This is a genomic window from Alcaligenes endophyticus (genome assembly GCF_026344035.1).
GTDB lineage: Bacteria > Pseudomonadota > Gammaproteobacteria > Burkholderiales > Burkholderiaceae_B > Alcaligenes > Alcaligenes endophyticus.
The window spans coordinates 311,499-329,787 of the sequence record NZ_JAPKND010000001.1; the positions used below are offsets into that span (position 1 = coordinate 311,499).

The following is an 18,289-nucleotide window of genomic DNA, read 5'->3' on the forward strand; positions in this document are numbered from 1 at the left end:
TTTATACCCCGACCGCCGAATTGCGCTCCTCCAGTTTCATTAACAGAAAGGCCCTTAGCGAAGCCGGCTTAACAGGCTTGGTTAATACCGGATAGCCACGCTCACGCGCCGCTGCTTTCAATTCGTGACTACCATCAGCAGTCAGTAGCGCACCGCGGACGTGGGGCAACTGACTGGTTAATAGCTCTAGGGCTTCAAGGCCATTTAACCTATCGTGCAAGTGGTAATCCACCAATAAGACATCCACGTCTGGGCTCACCTGCGCTAAGGCTTGGTCTACGGTCGTGGCACTCTGGCTGTTAATCCCCCAACGAGACAACAATGCCAGCATACCTTCGATAATTTCTGGATCATTGTCTAGACACAAGACACGCAAGCCTTCTAAGCTGGACACCACGGTTGGCTCGGAGGTAGCTGGGGTCATGGCCAGCACTGGCTTACTCACTCTAGGCACCCAGATCGAAAACATACTTCCACGCCCGACCTGCGAAGCCACATTTAAACGGTGGTGCAATAAAGAAGCAATACGCTGACAAATAGACAGCCCCATGCCCAAACCACGCCCATCCCAATCAAAGGGCTGTTCATAGCGATGGAATTCAGAGTAAATCTGTTGTATGTGCTGCTCGGGTATACCTTGACCGGAATCCCAAACTTGAAACTCCAACTCGGCACCTCGACGCCGTACACCCAATATAATTCGTCCCGAGCGCGTGTAGCGCAAAGCATTGGCCAAAAAGTTCTGCAATACGCGTCGCAACAATCTAGGGTCACTGCGTACATATATTGCGGGGGCATGCACAGCAAGCTGAATGTTTCGCCGCACGGCGATAGGTGCATATTGGTCTGCCAAGTTATGCAATAAGGTAGGGACATAAATTTGCTCTATCTCTGGATGCCAGACCCCTGCATCCAAGCGAGAAATATCTAACAAACCATCCAGCAACTCCTCGGCTGAGCGTAAGGCCGTATCGATACGCTCACTTAAGCGTGTCATCTCCTGCGGCTCTTGCGTCTCGCTTAAAGCAGAAGCAAACAAGCGCGCCGCGTTAATGGGTTGCAAGACATCGTGGCTGACGGCAGTTAAAAACTTTGTTCTTAGCTCTTGCGCTTTTTCCGCTTCTTGGGTGCGCTCCGCCACGCGCTGCTCCAAGGTTTCATTCATGTCACGCAGTTCACGCTCCGCATTTTTATAATGCGTAATGTCACTATAGCTGGTGACATACCCCCCTCCCGATAAAGGGCGCCCACGCAACTCAATAACTTTTTTGTCATTTAAAATGCGTTGTTTAATATAGGTTTTACCCTCGCGCATTAAGGTTAAGCGGCGCTGAATCGCTTGCTCTACCTCGTTCTCATCGGCCCCAAACAACTCCCCACGCGATGCATTCAAACGCAATAAGTCTTCAACAGGGCGTCCTACATACAGCATCCCAACCGGATACTCCCATAAAGACTGATAACTTTGATTCCAAGCGAGCAAACGCATATCTGCATCCACCACACTAATTCCTTGATCTATATTCTCCAGGGTGGCGAGCAAAATATCGCGATTAAAGCGTAAGGCTTGGCCTGCCTCATCCAGGACAGCCACCACCGTGTTCAGTTCCATACCCGAGCCTCGTAAGGCGCTCGTAATCACTAAACGAGCCGAGGCCGCACCCACTGCCGCAGCTAACAGCAACTCGGTAAATTGCACCCATGCCGTATCGGCTTTCATTTCTGGCGATAAGGCTTGCCCCTGTTGAGTTAGGGCATGCGCTTGGAAGGCACGTAAAGCAGTTTTATCACCCGTAATACGACTCGCCAGAGTCAGCAGATCTCCCACCGTTAGGCTACCCTGCCACTGCTGCGCCGTGAGTGTCTGGCGCTGTGCATAGGGGTTCAAGAACGGCTCGGCATGCAAGCGTTCGCCCAGCCCCGGTTGGCGGCGCCATGAAACCCATAAAAAAGCAGCAATATTGCAGGCTAAAGACCAAAAGGTGCCATGCGTAAGAGGATCTAACCCGTCCACCCCCAACAACTGATGCGGACGCAACCAGCTCACCCCGAATAGGCCGTGATGCAGCCAATAATCATCAAGCCACCCCGCTTCGGTCACAGTGGGTAAAAACAAGGTGTAGACCCAAATGGCAAACCCTAGCAACAGCCCTGCCTCTACACCTTGGCGACTGGCTCCCCGCCAGTACAGACCGCCAATTAAGCCTGGAGCAAATTGTGCTACCGCCACAAAAGCCATCAAGCCATAAGCAGCCAACGCCGTATCCGTGCCACTAATGCGGTAATAACCATAAGCGGCTCCAGCCAATACCATGATAGCGACCCGGCGTACCCACAACACGGTAGCCGCCATATTGCCTTGTTTTTTCTGTGCCCACCGCGCGCGGAGCAACAAAGGCATAATCAAATCATTGCTGACCATGGTGGCCAGTGCCACGCTGGTCACAATCACCATGCCCGTTGCCGCGGAAAAACCGCCTATATACACCGCCAATGCCAAACCCAGCTGCCCTTCAGACAAGGGCAATGCCAGTACGAAAGTGTCGGGAGCGGTGCCTTGTGCCGTAACAAACGACATGCCCACGGTGGCAATGGGCAACACCATTAAGCTAACGATAATAAGGTACCCACCAAACAACCAACGCGCCCGCCGAATATCCCTCACGTCGGCGCACTCCACAATCGCCACATGAAACTGACGGGGCAGACAAATTATGGCTAAAAACGCCAGTAAAGTTTGACTGACAAAGCCCGCTCGAGGTGAGTTATCCAGAAAAGTCTGTACTGCTCCTGTTAGGTCTAACTGGCTCTTTTGAAACCAAAACATAGCAAATACGCCCACCGCGATTAAGGCAAGCAACTTGACTAAAGACTCAAAGGCCACGGCTAACATCAATCCAGGGCGATGCTCAGTGGCGTCCACCACGCGAGTACCAAAAAGAATCGAAAACAAAGCCATCCCCACCGCCACATATAAGGCTGGGTCACCCAGCACTCCGCCATTCATAGGGGTGTTCGTCATGACCCGTAAACTGAGTGTGACGGCCTTGTACTGCAGTGCTAGGTAAGGCACCGCGGCAACAACAGCCATAAAAGCCACCAGCGCGGCGAGCCGCTGCGCCCGTCCATAACGGCTCGCGATAAAATCGGCAATGGATGTGGTTTTTTGAGTTTGCGCCACCAACGCCAAACGCTCTAGAATGCGCCAGCCAAACAAAAACATCAGGATGGGGCCTAGATAAATAGGCAGAAAGCTCATGCCGTCGCGCATGGCCGAGCCTACCGCACCATAAAAGGTCCACGATGAGCAATAGACGGCTAGCGCCAAGCTGTATACCAACGGTCGTAGCCAGCCACGCTGCGGATACAAGGGACGTCGGTCACCTATCCATGCAATGGCAAATAATATGGCAGCGTAAACTAGCGAAGCTAGAATTACCCAGGCAGGCACCATGGGGTGCGTCTCCTCTTTTATATACTGAAGCGGTCAGAAACTGCATGAACGCCACAGTTAGCGCTAAATTATGATACGTTTAGTGCTGATACTGGGCAACGCCAGACAGCACTAGACTAACTTATACTATCGTTAGCAATTGCCTTATACGCCCCTTAACTGCTTTCATCTCTCACGATTTACCCCCTCCCGTGCGCCTAAAGGTGTATTTACGCGCGGAGCAAAGCCATTTAAAACTAAGGGCGTCGTACACACTTAACGTGCCTGTGCGAATAACAGCTATGGCACTTATAACAAAAATAGTAAATCTAACAATTTAAAACTATATCTATCTGGAGGATATATGGAGCATACCCTGCATTTTGAACGCTATCCGCAACAGCCCCATGGCGGAAAGCTTATACAACGAGTGGTGGCAGAAGAGCAGCGGGAGGCAGAAATCGCCCGTGCTCGCACCCTGCCTAATATTCGTGTCGATCTGGAGGCAGCCATCACCATAGAAATGATTACCACTGGTGTGCTGTCGCCTAATGAAGGCTTCATGAATCAAGATGATTATCGCTCAGTATTAAAAACAGGGCGCTTAGCAAATGGTTTGATCTGGCCTGTGCCATTAAGTTTTGCTCCAATAGGCGAACGCAATCAACAAACTATTAAAAACCTATCAGTAGGTGACGAAGTTGCTCTAACGGATCATAACAACGACCCCATCGCGATTTTAGCGATTGAGGATATTTTCGACTATGACAAGCAAGAGCGTGCCCAACAATTATTCGGTACTACCGATCGTAATCACCCTGGTGTCGACTCGGTACATCGCCGCATGGGTGATGTGTCATTAGGTGGCAAGCTCAGCTTATTGCAGCGCGTAGACTGGGGCCCCTTCGAAAAACTGCGCCGTGAGCCTAAAGATACTTGGCAACTTTTTTACGAACAGCGCAAGTTCAACTCCGTTGCCGGCTTTATTACGGGCGCTAACCCTCTGCACCGTGGTCACGAGTATATACACCGTAATGCACTGGAAGGTATTGATGGGCTGCTACTGCAACCACTGGTAGAAATGGCTAAACGCGAATACGTACGGCACGAATACCGGATGCTCGCGTATCGTAATGTCTTAGATACCTATTATCCTAAAGACCGTTCGATATTATCGCCACTACGTGTAACATATATTTTTGCTGGCCCGCGCGAAACCATTTTGCACGCCTTAATTATGAAAAACTATGGTTGTACGCATGCTTTAATTGGCCGCGACCACGCTGGCATCGGTAGCTACTATGATAAATATGCCAGCCACAGCATTTTTGACGAATTTAGCCCAGAAGAGATGGGCATCGAGGTTCGTTTATTTCATGAAGTATTCTATTGCACTCGCTGTGCAAATCATGCCACATCACAGACCTGCCCACACGACGAGCGCTATCGTTTGAATATTTCTGGTACGGGTATAAGGGAAATGCTACGGCATGGCATTATGCCCCCCAAGGAGGTGGTAAGACCAGAGTCTGCTTTAGCCGCCATGCAAGGAGTACAACCCAAAGGCATATGCCCCGATGATGGCCATGGCACCTTACCCGTCGCTAAGGTTATCCAAAGCATGTTTCCGTATTACCTGCACTACACCCGATTAGGCGGAGCGCCGCGCACCACCCCACTTAAGCCAGAAGATCTGAGCATACGAGATTTAGAACTGGCCAATCATGATGCTCGCACGCACTCCCAAGACATTTATCACGGTGTATATGCAGAATACGCTGCCGTCGTGGATCACAATCGTAATCTGCATCCCCGCTGGCTGGACGAAGCTCGGGGCAATCTGCGCGCGCAGCAGGAACGCATTATTAATGACCTAGAAGAAAAATTACGTCAATCTCAGGACGAGACATCGGATGAGTTCATGTATCAAGATAAGGCCGAGGTAGAGCGTGAACTGGAATCCGCCCTAAGGCTTTTAGCGGATATTCCTAGCCCCACCGACACCGCAGCACTCAATGAGCGTATTTGGAACGTCTTGCCCTACAAACGCTACCGAGGCGCCGACTAACATTTATCTACTGCTCTAGCTAAAAAGGCCAGCCATCGCTGGCCTTTTTTTACCTGTGCGATAGCGCTTGCTATGGCTTGATGGGCCGGATTGCATTTTCCAGCACCCGCGAACCAGTCGTCGGTAGCTGCACCGTTTGCACAGTTCCCTGTTGCTCGATATCAATAAAGCGTTCGCCGACGTGAATCAGCTTCAGCTCGGGAGTGATCCAGTCACCACTGCGATACGCTTTAGGGGCTGCACCGCCAATACTCAACAAAGCAGCCCCTTGCTGGGCTTGCACTCGACTCATTACCCCCAACAATTGTATAGGGAGCGGACCGCCTGCTTGACCAAACCATGACGCCATGGCAACCGCTTGCTGCCCCTGTGCTACGGGAGACTCAGCAGCCATCGGCGCATAGCGTATGGTCGGTGTCACTGCCACCTGAGCGAGGGCATAGGCCAAAAATATGACAAGTAACAATACAAACAGCTTAATCACGACGTCCGCCATAAAACTGACATATCCCGTCGTTACACTAAATATGCGACTCATAAAATATTTAAATAGCTACTATTTTTACAGCGTTAAATAACAGAGTCTGGCATGGATAAATGAAGGAAGTATGACACACGCTTTTAAACCTACAGTTCGCTCTACCTGCCGTCAACAGCGAGGATTTTCGCTTATTGAGATCATGGTAGTCATGGTTATTATGGGTATTATGGCCGCCTTAGTGGTGCCTAATTTACTCAGTCGCCCAGACCAAGCGCGCGCCGTCGCCGCCAAGCAGGATATTGCCGGCATTATGCAAGCGCTCAAGCTATATCACCTTGATAATGGCCGCTACCCTAGCAATACGCAGGGATTAGACGCCTTGCAAAAAAAACCCACCACGGCGCCGATTCCCCCTAACTGGCAAGCTTACTTGGACAAGGTTCCCCAAGACCCTTGGGGCAATAGCTACCAATATCTTAATCCTGGCGTACACGGCGAAATCGATATTTTTTCTTTCGGGGCAGACGGCCTACCTGGAGGCGAAGGGACCAATGCAGACATCGGTTCTTGGCAGTAAGTCTGTCCGCCCGCAACACGGTCTGTCCTTACTAGAAATCATCGTCGTCCTGCTCATTATTGGTATTAGTGCCACGGCAGGCATACGTTATATGCCTAAAAGTAACACCAATAGCCTGTATCAGGACGCACGCCAACTTAGTCAACGATTTGAGTTGGCGCGCCAATATGCACTTCAGCATCGGGAGTCGTTAAGCTGGCAGGCACAAGGTGAGCATTACGATTTTAGACCTATACAACCTCAGGCTGCCACGCTGCCCGTGCAGTTACGGCAAACCACTTGGCATAGTCGTTTGCCCGTGCAGGTCGAACAGCAGCCTAAGGCCCAGGTGCTCGTGGAGGCAGCGTGGCTCCACTCCCCTTTGTCGATTATTTTGGACAACGGCGTAGATCGTATTACCTTATCAAGGACCCCATATGGTCAGTTCGAGATAATGCCATGAACTCAAAAACCGAATCAGGCTACACCCTTATTGAGGTTCTGGTTGCTCTAGCTATTATTAGCGTGGCGCTTATGGCTATTTTGCAAACGCTACAACTCAGCACCCAAGGCGCTCGTCGTAATACCATGCGCAGCCTGGCCTTGCACACCGCTAGCAATTTAATGGCAGAGATCAAACTGCAGGGGCAATTTCCTAGCCCCGGCATACGCCACACGCCCTGCCCCATTGGTCACTATGAGTTCGTGTGCGAGGTGCAAAGCAAGGCCACAGAGCATAGTCAGTTCAGGCAAATCACCATCCGAGTACAGTTAGATAAGCAAGCCCATAACCATGCTTACTTACACGGCATACTCATGCGCCGCTCATGAAAAGCCCGAACATGACCGAACAGGGTTTCTCGCTCCTAGAGGTAATGGTGACCTTGTTAATTATGAGTATTTTGAGCGTTTTATCATGGCGTGCGCTGGACTACATACAACGCACGCAAACGCAATTGGATCAAGCCCAATCGCAGCACCTGAGCATTCATGCCGTGCTACAGCAGTTTGAAGACGATATACAACGACATTATAAAACCCTACTACTGGATCAGCATCAAGCCAACGCCCAAGCCTTACTGAATCCCGAACACCCCCACCGCTACTTACACTGGGAAGCTCAGGCCAATGGTAGCGCGCTGAGCATCTTGCAGGCGGCTCCTGTTGGGCAAGCTGGTACACGGTGGGTGCGCTGGTCGTTTAACCAGCAACAGCTTTTTCGCGACTTTGGTTCAAGCGGCACCCACTTACCACTCACTTTCCCCCAAACCAAGCAAGTGGTACTAGATGATGTGCAAGCAGTGCATTTTCGCGCTTGGATACCCGCACGCGGATGGCAAGACCTCCCTCTTAGAGATACCAAGCACGCTCCCACAGGCATAGAGCTAAGTGTAGAAAGAGTTGAGCGTGAACGCGTAGTGACCTACCGCAAAGTGGTGCTATTACCATGAGCCGGCGCCCCTATTCTCAGCACGGCCTAGCGGTGATTAATGCTTTGGTGATCGTATTGGCAACGAGCATCATCGCCACCGCGCTAATTGAACGTCAAACTCGTTTAAGCACTGCACTGATCACTGAGCACGACGCCACTCAGGCTTATTGGTTGCTCTCGGGCGCCCTAGATTGGACGACTCAGCTTTTAGCTGAAGACGCACGGGGCTCAGCGATTACTGTGCGCAACGGACTTTGGGCACAAGTCATTGAACGCTTACCCATTAGTGATGAACGCAGCACGGCGTATTTTTCCGGCTATTTGCAAGATGAACAGGCCAAATACAACTTACTACGTCTACAACGACAGGGCCAAGTAAACCCAGCGGCCGTCACACAACTACAAGGTTTACTGCAGGCCATACAGTTACCACCAAAGCTTGCCTCGGAAATTGCCTTACAGGTGGCGGCAATGCAGGCTAGCTCAGATAAAAAAGCCTCGCAAGCAGGAGCGCGACTGCCTTCTGAGCTGACAGCGGCCCGCTCGTTAGATCCCACTCAACAGGCAATGCTAAATCAGTACACCACCTTATTACCTGAGCAAACAGGCTTAAACATTAATACCGCGAGTGCCTATGTGCTGAGCGCCTATATAGAAGAGCTCAGTCTCGCTGATGCTCTGCGTATTGTGGCAGCACGTGACCAAGGATTATGGTTTCGCCAAGTGAGTGACCTCAATGCCTTACTACCCACTGGAATGCAAGCGACCACCCCCCGCTTACAGGTGAAAAGCCAATGGTTCAGTGCTCACGGCAAACTGGAGCTAAACCAAACTCAACGACGATTCCAGGCTTTGCTAGAGCGTGGCGCGAACAAAACCCATATACGCTGGATACTCTGATATGCGCCGTTACATACAAATACTCTTACCCGAACTGAGCACATTAAGCTCAGACTCAATACTTGACTACAGTCTAGTCAATGGTAACCAGTCTCATCAGGGAAGCTTAAGCTGGGCGCAACTACTACAACAATACAACCGCTACCGCTGGTTTTTGCTCCTCGCTGCTACAGACACAGTGTGCACGACGCTTAACTTTCCTTTGGTAAAAAAAAGCCAGCGCGACAACTTTATTAAAAGTCGCGTACAACAAATGTTATTAGGCCCTTTAAACCAGCATGTGCTGTGCTACCAAATTGTCGCTCCACAAAATGCCCAAGCAACTTGGACCGCCCGTGCTCCTTTAGAACGCTTACAACAACAGTTGCAACATGCCGGAGTATTGAACGCTCATATACAGGCGTTAGCCGCTAGTCCGAACCAGAACACAGCACAAGGGCAGGTTTACACCCCTGTCTCAGCCCTTAATTTTGCGCGTCAACTCGCTCAGCACTCGCCGCTGTACAACAAGCTTTATCAATTGGCTGTACTGAGCTTGTTGTTAAGTGCCTGTCTGTGGTTGGTCTTATCGATTCAAACCTCTACGCTCCAAGCCCAAGTAGCGCAAACCCGGCAAGCGAGTGTAATGGCCGTACAAAAACAGTGGCCATCCATCCCAACCGTTATCGCCCCGTTAGCACAAGCACGCCGTGCGCTGCAAGAGCAAGGGCAAGATCACACTCGTCCGGATGCTATACACGCCATTCAAATTGCATTGGAAAAGCTGGCTCCTTTAAACGTAGAGATACTGGATTTGCACTGGGAGGATCAGTTGCTCAGCCTTACCTTGGCCGACCACGCCGAAACGGATAAACAGGCTCTGCAGGAGGCTCTGCAAACGAACAGCCTAGACTACTCCATGCAACTCGACACCAGCGCGCCGCAACACGTACTCCAAATTAAGTTTACACCTCATGAGTAAACCCGCTTATCCACACTTTTTGCTAGCTTTACAGCGCTGGCTGCACCCCACATTACAGCCGCTGCAAGCTCAATGGCGCCAGATGCAAGCCGGACAACGTCAGCGTGTTGTGCTGCTGAGCTTATGCATACCCCTGCTACTGCTGATCTACGGCATACAACATCAATGGCAACAGCGGCATGCTCTGCGTCAACAATACTCTGAAGCGCAGGCTGAACTAGAGCAGTTGCAACAACTGATCAGTCAAGCACAAAGCAGTCATGCTCCTACTGTGGCCTTAGCAAGCGCTGAACAGGCACAAGCGCTCATTAACAGCCTGCCTGCTTCTTTAAAGGAGCACGTCATACTCGTTGAGCAACAGCCGGCCACATCAGGCATCGCCCTTGATTTCAAACAAGCCCCTGCCCTAGAGCTGAGTCGCTGGTTGCTGCATACGCCCCCAACAATACAGCTACAGGCTCATACCCTCACGCTACAACGCCACCGTGGAGAGCTGGGCCCACAAGCCGGTGTCATCAACGGTTCAGCCTTATTGCTGCCAAACGACGCCGACACAACCAAGCAGGTCAACCAATGATACGCAAAGTGCTCTTTACCTGTGTGCTCATTGCCGGCTTTCTAATCGGTCTACTTTATGCTCCGCCTAGTGCCTGGCTGGAGCGTTTATTACCTTCTGTACTACAACTCAATATGCCAACGGGCACCGTATGGAAGGGCAGCGCTCAGTTGCTTGTGCAGACAGACCAAGTACAAGCCTTACCAAATAGGCTGCACTGGCGCTGGCAACTCACCCCTTGGCCTGAAATTGAACTGAGCAGTAAGGACTTGAGTCAAGCCGTTTACCTTCGCTGGCAAGGTAATGGCTGGCGCTTAAGTCAGGGCCGCTTGCAACTTCCCGCTAGCACCTTACACCGCCTACACCCCTTATTTAATAGTCTAAAACCAGAAGGCCAGCTAAGCCTAGAGTGGCCCACCTTAGCATTGGGACAGGCCGGTACCAACGTCACCTTACATTGGCGTCAAGCCAGCGCGGCCATCAGCCCGATTAAGCCGTTAGGCAGTTATCAAGCACAACTGCAATGGCAACCTTTACGTATCAACCTTAGCACTGAATCTGGCCCACTCATTTTAGAAGGGAGCGGTCAAGCGCCTGCCGGACAAAACTTTGTCTTTACGGGTAGCGCTTCGGCCAGTGGCCCAGAGTTAGAACAACTTAACGATTTTCTGCGTTTTCTAGGCCCTGTAGAGCAGGGGCAAGTAAAGCTCAAACTACAGTCTGCGTACTGATTTTTTATTCCCATCCTATGATGCGTATCTATAAAACATTTCCTTTAACACTGTGCAGCAGCTTACTTATTTTACAAGGCTGCGCCAGCGTTACCGCACCTGCACCGCAACGCACGTTGACCATACAATCGAGCGCTCAGGATCAAGCAACGCAACCACAGGCCGTATCGAACTCAAGCAGTACGCCTGCCCCTAGAGCCAGCTCACGTCCTCGCAGCAATCGTAATCTGAATCCGCAAGTGACACGTGTCTCACCCCCCGCCCCCTTACAACAGGCAGAGGATGAGGAGCCCTTAGCCCTGAGCTTCGTGGATGCCGACCTTGAGCAGGTGGTTCATACCTTAGCTCGTTTCACCAAGCGTAATTTCCTAATAGACCCACGCGTTAAAGGACAATTAACGCTGGTATCAGAAGTGCCTGTCAGCCCACGCGATGCTTACAGTATGTTGTTAAACGCCCTGCGTTTACAAGGTTTTGCGGTGGTACATAGTAATGGCGTAAGTAAAGTCATACCAGAAAGTGAGGCCAAACTGCACGCTAGCGCAGTGAGCTATACCCCACTGGAGTTAAGTCAGCTAGCAGGCGAGATCGTGACACAAGTGTTTACGCTGCAATATGAGAAAGCCAATGATTTGGTCAACGTATTGCGTCCCATGATCAGCCCTAACAATCCTATTACCGCCTATGCCAATAACAATACCTTGGTGATTACCGATTACGCTGACAATATCGCCCGCGTGGCAGATGTCATCGCCAGGATAGACACTGCACATAGTCTCAACACAGAACTGATCACCATCGAGCATGGAGTGGCCTTAGATGTCGCCGCCTTGGCAAAACAACTATTAGACGATGATAATCAAGACCCTTACGCACGCACTCAGATTGTGGCTGACCCGCGCACCAACGCTATCATCATACGAGCTAGCAGTTCTACGCGACTAGAAATGGCCAAGGAGCTGATTTATAAAATAGATTCGCCTCATGCACAGCCTAACAACCTGCATGTCGTGTATTTAAAAAATGCCCAGGCCACTCAGTTGGCACAGGTATTAAAAGGAGCCTTAGAAGGATTAAATCCACAAAGTCAGCATAACAGTAGCGCCAGCCAAGAAACTATCAATCAACCTGCGGCAAGCTCAAATCAAGCCACGTCAAACCAGGGCGTCTCAGACCTGGCTCAGTCGGTATTATCTACTGACAACCCGGCCGGTACCGTCAGTATTTCGGCAGGCGGAGCCACAATACAAGCGGACCCCAGCACCAACACGCTCATTATCTCTGCCCCCCCGCCACTGTATCGCAGCATACGCGAGGTGATTGACTTGCTTGACCAGCGCCGGGCGCAAGTCTTGGTAGAAAGCCTAATTGTTGAAGTCAACGCCGATAACGCCACCGAGTTTGGTATTCAGTGGATGGCCGGTGCCAACAATCTAGGTCAGGGAGGCAACGGGTTTATTGGCGGCGCTAACCTGGGCGGTAGTGGAGTGAGCAACTCTGTTCAAGGAGCCACCACCTTAGACGCTTTAGGTAAAGGCCTAAGCCTGGGAGTGGTCAAAGGAACCGTCAATGTCTTGGGAACGGAAATTATTAATTTAGGTGTATTAGCACGTGCCTTAGAAACCAAGGGTGGCGCTAACATTTTATCCACCCCTAACTTACTGACCTTAGACAATGAAGAGGCCAGCATTATTGTGGGTGAGACCGTACCGTTCGTGACAGGTCAATACACCACTTCGGGCGACGGCGCCAGCAACCCGTTCCAAACCATAGAGCGTGAAGACGTCGGCCTTACGCTGCGCATCAAACCGCAAATATCTGAAGGTGGCACCGTTAAGCTAGCTTTATACCAAGAAGTCAGCAGCCTTAATCCTAACGTATCAAATGGTGCTGCAGGCCTAGTGACTCGCAAACGTGCCTTACGCACCAATGTGTTAGTGGATGACGGGCAAATTATTGTACTAGGTGGTTTACTGGAAGACCGGGCTCAAGACGGTGTGTCCTCCGTGCCGTTGTTAGGAGATATTCCCGTATTAGGTAATCTGTTCCGCTACAACACGCAGCGTCGTGCCAAAACCAATCTGATGATCTTTCTACGCCCACATATCGTGCGCAATAGCCAAGACAGCCGCCGCCTTACGTTAGATCGCTATAACTACATGCAAACCATACAAAATCAATTACCCGTTATTGATAACTGGTTTGGTCCCAAGGATTCTGGGCCTGCGCTGCCAGAAATAAAAAGCTTGCAAGAGCCCGCCATGGACTTAAGGAGTAGCTCCTAATGCTGCCCTACGCTTGGGCCAAGAGCCAACGTGTTGTCTTGTGCGAAGAACAAGGACAATGGCATGCGTACTACTGTGAACAAACACCCGCCTGGGCGCTGGACGAAATTCGGCGTCAATATCGAGAGGCCTGCTTTAAACAAGTATCTGCCCTAGAGGTAGAAAACTGGTTGAATAACTCGTATGGTCAACAGGACAATGCCGCGGCCGTCATGGATGCAGCCAGCAATGAGATTGACCTCGATACTTTGATGCACGATATCCCCGAAATTGAGGACTTGCTTGAGGCCAGCGACGATGCACCTATCATACGCATGATTAATGCATTACTCACACAAGCTGCGAATCAGGGCGCTAGCGATATACACATAGAAGCATTCGAACAGCACTCCATCGTGCGTTACCGCATTGATGGCACCTTGCGTGATATCGTGCGTCCGCGCCGCGCCCTACACAATGCCTTGATCTCACGCATTAAAATCATGGCACGCTTAGATATTGCCGAAAAACGCCTTCCACAAGACGGCCGTATTAGCGTCCGAGTGGGAGGGCGAGCGATTGATGTACGTGTTTCCACCGTACCTACTGGCCACGGGGAACGAGCCGTATTACGTTTGCTGGATAAGTCAGCGGGCCGCCTAACGCTCCAAGCCTTGGGCCTATCCAATGACCATCAGCAACAGTTACAAGCCTTAATACGCAGGCCACATGGTATCTTTTTAGTTACCGGCCCCACGGGCAGCGGGAAAACCACCACATTATACGCTGCGCTAGATAGACTGGATGCTAATAGTACAAATATTTTAACGGTCGAAGATCCGATTGAATACGATCTGCCGGGGGTCTCACAAATTCAAGTGAATCCGCGCATAGACTTGCATTTTGCCACGGCGCTACGCGCCATCCTACGCCAAGACCCTGACGTCATCATGATAGGGGAAATTCGTGATTTAGAAACGGCTCAAATCGCTATCCAAGCGTCTCTCACCGGACACCTAGTCCTAGCGACCTTACACACCAACGATGCAGCCTCAGCGCCCACTCGCTTAATCGACATGGGAGTAGAACCTTTTTTATTGGCCAGCACCTTGCAAGGAGTGCTAGCCCAACGCCTGATACGTTGCCTGTGCCAACACTGCAAGGTACCAGATCAGGCTGACGGGCCCGCTCAGTGGAACCCGCAAGGCTGCACGCACTGTGGCCACACCGGTTATGCTGGTCGCACAGGCGTACACGAATTACTGCTTATCACCGACGACTTGCGCAGTGAAATCAGTAAAAACAGTAACACCCATGAGATTCGTCGACTGGCACGCGCGGCAGGGATGCAAACCCTGTATGAAAATGGACTTCGTTGGATCGATACAGGCGTCAGTTCTCTCCAAGAGCTAGAGCGCATCACTAGAGAAGACTAAGGAAGCGACCTCATGCCTTATTTTCACTATCACGCAATGGATGCCAGCGGTAACGCACAGCAAGATACCCTCGAAGCCGACGATCTGGAGCAGGCGCAAAGCATACTTGCCCAACAAGGCTTGTTAGTACTAAAAATCAAAGCACGCTCACAACGTCACGGCAGTCTATTACGCCCACTCAAACTCAGCGACAAAGAGCTAAGCTGGCTAACACGCCAATTAGCCAGCTTGCTGGAAGCTCAGCTTCCTCTGGAAGCGGCGATCAGCGCAGTCATAGAGCAAAGCGAACACGCTACCAGCCGTTATGTATTACGACAAATCTTGCAAGACATACGAGCCGGACAACGTATGGGGCAAGCATTAGCGGCCTTCCCCACTGTATTCCCTGCTATTTACCGCGCTCTCATTGACGCAGGTGAACAAACTGGGCAGTTGGATGAGGTGATGGTGAGACTGGCCGACCACATGGAAAAACGCAATCTGTTACGTAATAAAATTAGCAATGCCCTGATTTACCCTGTGATAGTCAGTATCGTCTCGGTACTGATCATTATCTTCTTGCTCAGTTATGTGGTGCCTCAGGTGGTCAGCGCATTCACCCAGACTCAAAACGAGTTACCTACGCTGACTGTAGTGATGATTTGGCTCAGCGACAGCGTGCGTAAATGGGGGTGGCTCATGCTTATTTTTATCGTCAGCTTGCTGATGATATGGCGTTTAGCCATGCGTGTCCCCAGCTTGCGTTTAAGTTGGGATGCCAAACTACTGAAAACACCGATATTAGGGGCGTATCTGCAAGGCATGGACATTGCCAGATTTGCCTCTACGTTAGCCATACTCAATAGCAGCGGCGTTCCTCTGTTGTCCGCATTGCAAGCAGCACAAAACACCGTGCGCAATACCTACTTGAAACAGGCACTACACCGAGTGCGGCTTAATGTCCAAGAAGGGGCAAGCTTAGCACCCACCCTGCGTGCCCAAGGCTGTTTTCCACCCTTATTAGTGCATTTAGTACAAAGTGGCGAACGTACCGGGCGCTTAAACATCATGCTAGAACGGGCCGCACAAACATTGGCCAACGAGTTAGAGCAACGCGCCACACGTACCACTGCACTGATGGAACCATTGATGATTCTATTCATGGGCGGATTTGTACTGCTGATTGTCATGGCCGTGATGCTACCCATTATTGAGCTGAACCAGCTTATTCAATAAGCCTTGTTGGCTAGCCAACAAATAGGGCAGATGGTGACATCTGCCCTATACACTGCCCACTTCAATCGGTCTCTAGAAATCCAGCAGACCTAATGCCGGATCACTCACACCGTGCCGCCCTGTCTCGACACGTCCAGCAAAACGACGCAAATAGTTGTTGTCAGTACTGGAAGTGACACTGAAGTCGTACCAATAACCACTTTTATCCAGATCCCAACTTAAGGTTTGCATCTGACCCGCCTTGACGGACTCAGTCCAGGGCCCGTCTTCACGATAAAAATTGGCCTGCACTGTAAAGCCAGCATCCACTTGGCCACCGTTCATCAGTTCCACCGACACTTTACCGTTGGCAACGTCATAACAAACACGTATTTCTGGGCTAGCTTGCTGCGCACCCAATACGCTCACATTCCCTTTGAAGTGGCGATGAAAGCCATTTGGACCCAAGACCCATAAGTCATAGCGCCCCATATTGTCTTTGACCACATTCCAAACATCTTCCAATGTTTTACCAGGTTCCACCATATAACGACGAGGCAAACGATCCAAATTAAACTTGTCGTACACATGAAAGACCGCGGCTAACTTTCCTGTATTGGCGAAAATAAGTTGTACGCCTTTGGTAGGATCGCAGCGTGCACTGGTATGCAAGTGATACGCCAAGGCACGTGAAGGGCGACTTCCCAAGGCTTGCGCGGGTAGTTTAGGAATACTAGGCCGCGGCACCTGAGCCAAGAGTTCTTGCTCGCGGCGTATCGTATCCGCCTCGTCCCGCGTCTTGCGTCCTTCCAAGTAGGGTAACGGCTCATCATTGGGCGAGGCAAAGTTAAACGCCGAAGTTAAGTCACCACATACTGCACGACGGAAAGGGCTGATATTAGGTTCCTGAACCCCGAAGCGAGCCTCTATAAACCGTATCACTGAAGTGTGATCAAACACCTCGGAGTTCACCCATCCGCCTCGACTCCAAGGAGAAATGACATACATAGGCACACGAATTCCAGGACCATACACCTTACGGTCTTGAGCAGGTTGGTTAATCCCTGGCGGATTCGCATGCGTATAGTATTCATAACTCATGCTTTGCGCATCTAAAGTAGTTTTACCCGCTAAGCTGCCGTCCGCTTGGTAGGAAGGCGCAGAGGGTGATGGAACATGGTCAAAAAAACCATCATTTTCATCAAAGTTTACTAACAGTACGGTTTTACTCCACACCTCGGGGTTAGCCGTTAAAGCGTCCAACACCTCTTGGGTATACCACGCACCTTGTACGGGGCTTGAAGGCCCAGGATGCTCAGAATAGGTCGCGGGAGCAACTATCCATGTTACTTGTGGCAGCTCATTATTGATCACATCCTCACGGAGTTGAGCCAAGAAACCACCATCTGGCATGGTGTTCGCAATGCCCTTATATAAAGGATTACCCGCGTTATCATCCGGGTGATAGGCAGGGTTAGACGTACCGCCACCTACGGGCTTTCCTGATTGTTCATTGGCACGCCGATACTGCTTAAACCCAGACAAAGAGTTGTTGGTGAAATTATCAGGCATATTCTGATACAACTTCCAAGTCACTCCTGCTTGCTCTAAGCGCTCAGGATAGGTCACCCAATCAAAACCTACGGCCGATGAGCCAATGCTATCCCAAACGTTATTGACCACTGCCTGGTTTGACCCGGTCGGGCCATTGGTACCCGTCCACATAAATAGACGGTTCGAATTGGTGCCGGTATGCATAGAGCAGTGGTAAGCATCACACAGGGTAAACGCATTAGCCATCGCAAATTGGAAGGGGATCTCTTCCTCACGGAAATAGCCCATGGAATGAGCACGCTTATGGCGCGCCCACTCAGTCATACGACCATGATCCCACGCTAACTGGCCATCCACCCAAGAGTGAGGGGTACCATTTACTCGCTGCGCATTCCCTTTGGCACTATCTAAATGATAAGGGGCGATCTCTTTGCCGTTCTCATCATGTTGCTCCCAAACACTACGTCCGTTGGGCGCAGGGATAGTGAAACGATCGCCGAATCCACGCACACCGCGCAAGGTACCAAAGTAATGGTCGAAAGAGCGGTTTTCTTGCATCAACACGACAATATGCTCAACGTCCTTAATGGTGCCTGTGCGGTTGTTGGCCGGAATCGCTAACGCCTTACGTATACTGGGGGGAAAAGCCGCCAGCGCCGTCGCAGCCATACTGCCGCCGGCCATACCACGAATAAAATTTCTTCTAGAGACTGTCATAACTAT

At 50.9% G+C, this 18,289-nt stretch carries 15 protein-coding genes; 12 read left to right on the forward strand and 3 right to left on the reverse strand.

Features of this window, described 5'->3' with window-relative positions:
* Nucleotide 1: 1 nt before the first annotated feature.
* Nucleotides 2–3,454, reverse strand: coding sequence for a hybrid sensor histidine kinase/response regulator (locus tag OSH01_RS01410; RefSeq protein WP_266122261.1), 3,453 nt, complete (start codon nt 3,452–3,454; stop codon nt 2–4).
* 343 nt (nt 3,455–3,797) lie between these two features.
* Between OSH01_RS01410 and OSH01_RS01415 the strand changes: the two genes are divergently transcribed.
* Nucleotides 3,798–5,501 carry a sulfate adenylyltransferase gene (locus OSH01_RS01415; protein ID WP_266122262.1) on the forward strand — a complete coding sequence of 568 codons (1,704 nt, stop codon included), beginning with the start codon at nt 3,798–3,800 and terminating at the stop codon, nt 5,499–5,501.
* Between the two features lie 70 nt (nt 5,502–5,571).
* On the opposite strand, the gene OSH01_RS01420 is transcribed toward OSH01_RS01415, so the two are convergent.
* Complete coding sequence (locus OSH01_RS01420) at nt 5,572–6,039, reverse strand: hypothetical protein (RefSeq protein ID WP_266122263.1); 468 nt, start codon at nt 6,037–6,039, stop codon at nt 5,572–5,574.
* A gap of 70 nt (nt 6,040–6,109) precedes the next feature.
* Here OSH01_RS01420 and gspG point away from each other — a divergent pair, with 70 nt between their 5' ends.
* From gspG to gspF, 11 genes are read left to right on the forward strand one after another with little or no spacing between them, the layout of a single operon-like run.
* On the forward strand, nt 6,110–6,559 hold the full coding sequence (gspG, locus tag OSH01_RS01425) for a type II secretion system major pseudopilin GspG (protein WP_266122264.1): 450 nt from the start codon (nt 6,110–6,112) through the stop codon (nt 6,557–6,559).
* The gene (locus OSH01_RS01430; RefSeq protein WP_266122265.1) at nt 6,534–7,001 is read left to right on the forward strand and encodes a prepilin-type N-terminal cleavage/methylation domain-containing protein; all 468 of its coding nucleotides are present in this window, start codon (nt 6,534–6,536) and stop codon (nt 6,999–7,001) included. Before gspG ends, OSH01_RS01430 begins: the two co-directional genes overlap by 26 nt.
* On the forward strand, nt 6,998–7,369 hold the full coding sequence (gene gspI, locus OSH01_RS01435) for a type II secretion system minor pseudopilin GspI (protein WP_266122266.1): 372 nt from the start codon (nt 6,998–7,000) through the stop codon (nt 7,367–7,369). The genes OSH01_RS01430 and gspI overlap by 4 nt, the downstream gene beginning before the upstream one ends.
* Nucleotides 7,366–7,989, forward strand: coding sequence for a PulJ/GspJ family protein (locus OSH01_RS01440; RefSeq protein WP_266122267.1), 624 nt, complete (start codon nt 7,366–7,368; stop codon nt 7,987–7,989). Before gspI ends, OSH01_RS01440 begins: the two co-directional genes overlap by 4 nt.
* A complete protein-coding gene (gene gspK / locus OSH01_RS01445) occupies nt 7,986–8,870 on the forward strand; it encodes a type II secretion system minor pseudopilin GspK (RefSeq protein WP_266122268.1) in 885 nt (294 codons plus the stop codon). Before OSH01_RS01440 ends, gspK begins: the two co-directional genes overlap by 4 nt.
* Before the next feature lies 1 nt (nt 8,871).
* Nucleotides 8,872–9,831 (forward strand): hypothetical protein, encoded by a 960-nt coding sequence (locus OSH01_RS01450; RefSeq protein WP_266122269.1) that lies wholly within the window; start codon nt 8,872–8,874, stop codon nt 9,829–9,831.
* Nucleotides 9,824–10,408, forward strand: a complete 585-nt coding sequence (gspM, locus tag OSH01_RS01455) for a type II secretion system protein GspM (RefSeq protein WP_266122270.1) — start codon at nt 9,824–9,826, stop codon at nt 10,406–10,408. The genes OSH01_RS01450 and gspM overlap by 8 nt, the downstream gene beginning before the upstream one ends.
* Nucleotides 10,405–11,118, forward strand: coding sequence for a type II secretion system protein N (gspN, locus tag OSH01_RS01460; RefSeq protein WP_266122271.1), 714 nt, complete (start codon nt 10,405–10,407; stop codon nt 11,116–11,118). The genes gspM and gspN overlap by 4 nt, the downstream gene beginning before the upstream one ends.
* Before the next feature lie 17 nt (nt 11,119–11,135).
* Entirely contained in the window at nt 11,136–13,403 is a 2,268-nt protein-coding gene (gene gspD / locus OSH01_RS01465; RefSeq protein ID WP_266122272.1) for a type II secretion system secretin GspD, read from the forward strand.
* Nucleotides 13,403–14,818 (forward strand): type II secretion system ATPase GspE, encoded by a 1,416-nt coding sequence (gene gspE / locus OSH01_RS01470; protein ID WP_266122273.1) that lies wholly within the window; start codon nt 13,403–13,405, stop codon nt 14,816–14,818. The genes gspD and gspE overlap by 1 nt, the downstream gene beginning before the upstream one ends.
* 12 nt (nt 14,819–14,830) lie before the next feature.
* Nucleotides 14,831–16,033: a type II secretion system inner membrane protein GspF gene (gene gspF / locus OSH01_RS01475; protein ID WP_266122274.1), complete on the forward strand. Its 1,203-nt coding sequence runs from the start codon at nt 14,831–14,833 to the stop codon at nt 16,031–16,033.
* 72 nt (nt 16,034–16,105) lie between these two features.
* Here the strand turns inward: gspF and OSH01_RS01480 are convergent, their stop codons facing one another.
* Nucleotides 16,106–18,283, reverse strand: a complete 2,178-nt coding sequence (locus OSH01_RS01480) for a phosphocholine-specific phospholipase C (RefSeq protein WP_266122275.1) — start codon at nt 18,281–18,283, stop codon at nt 16,106–16,108.
* Nucleotides 18,284–18,289: the final 6 nt, after the last annotated feature.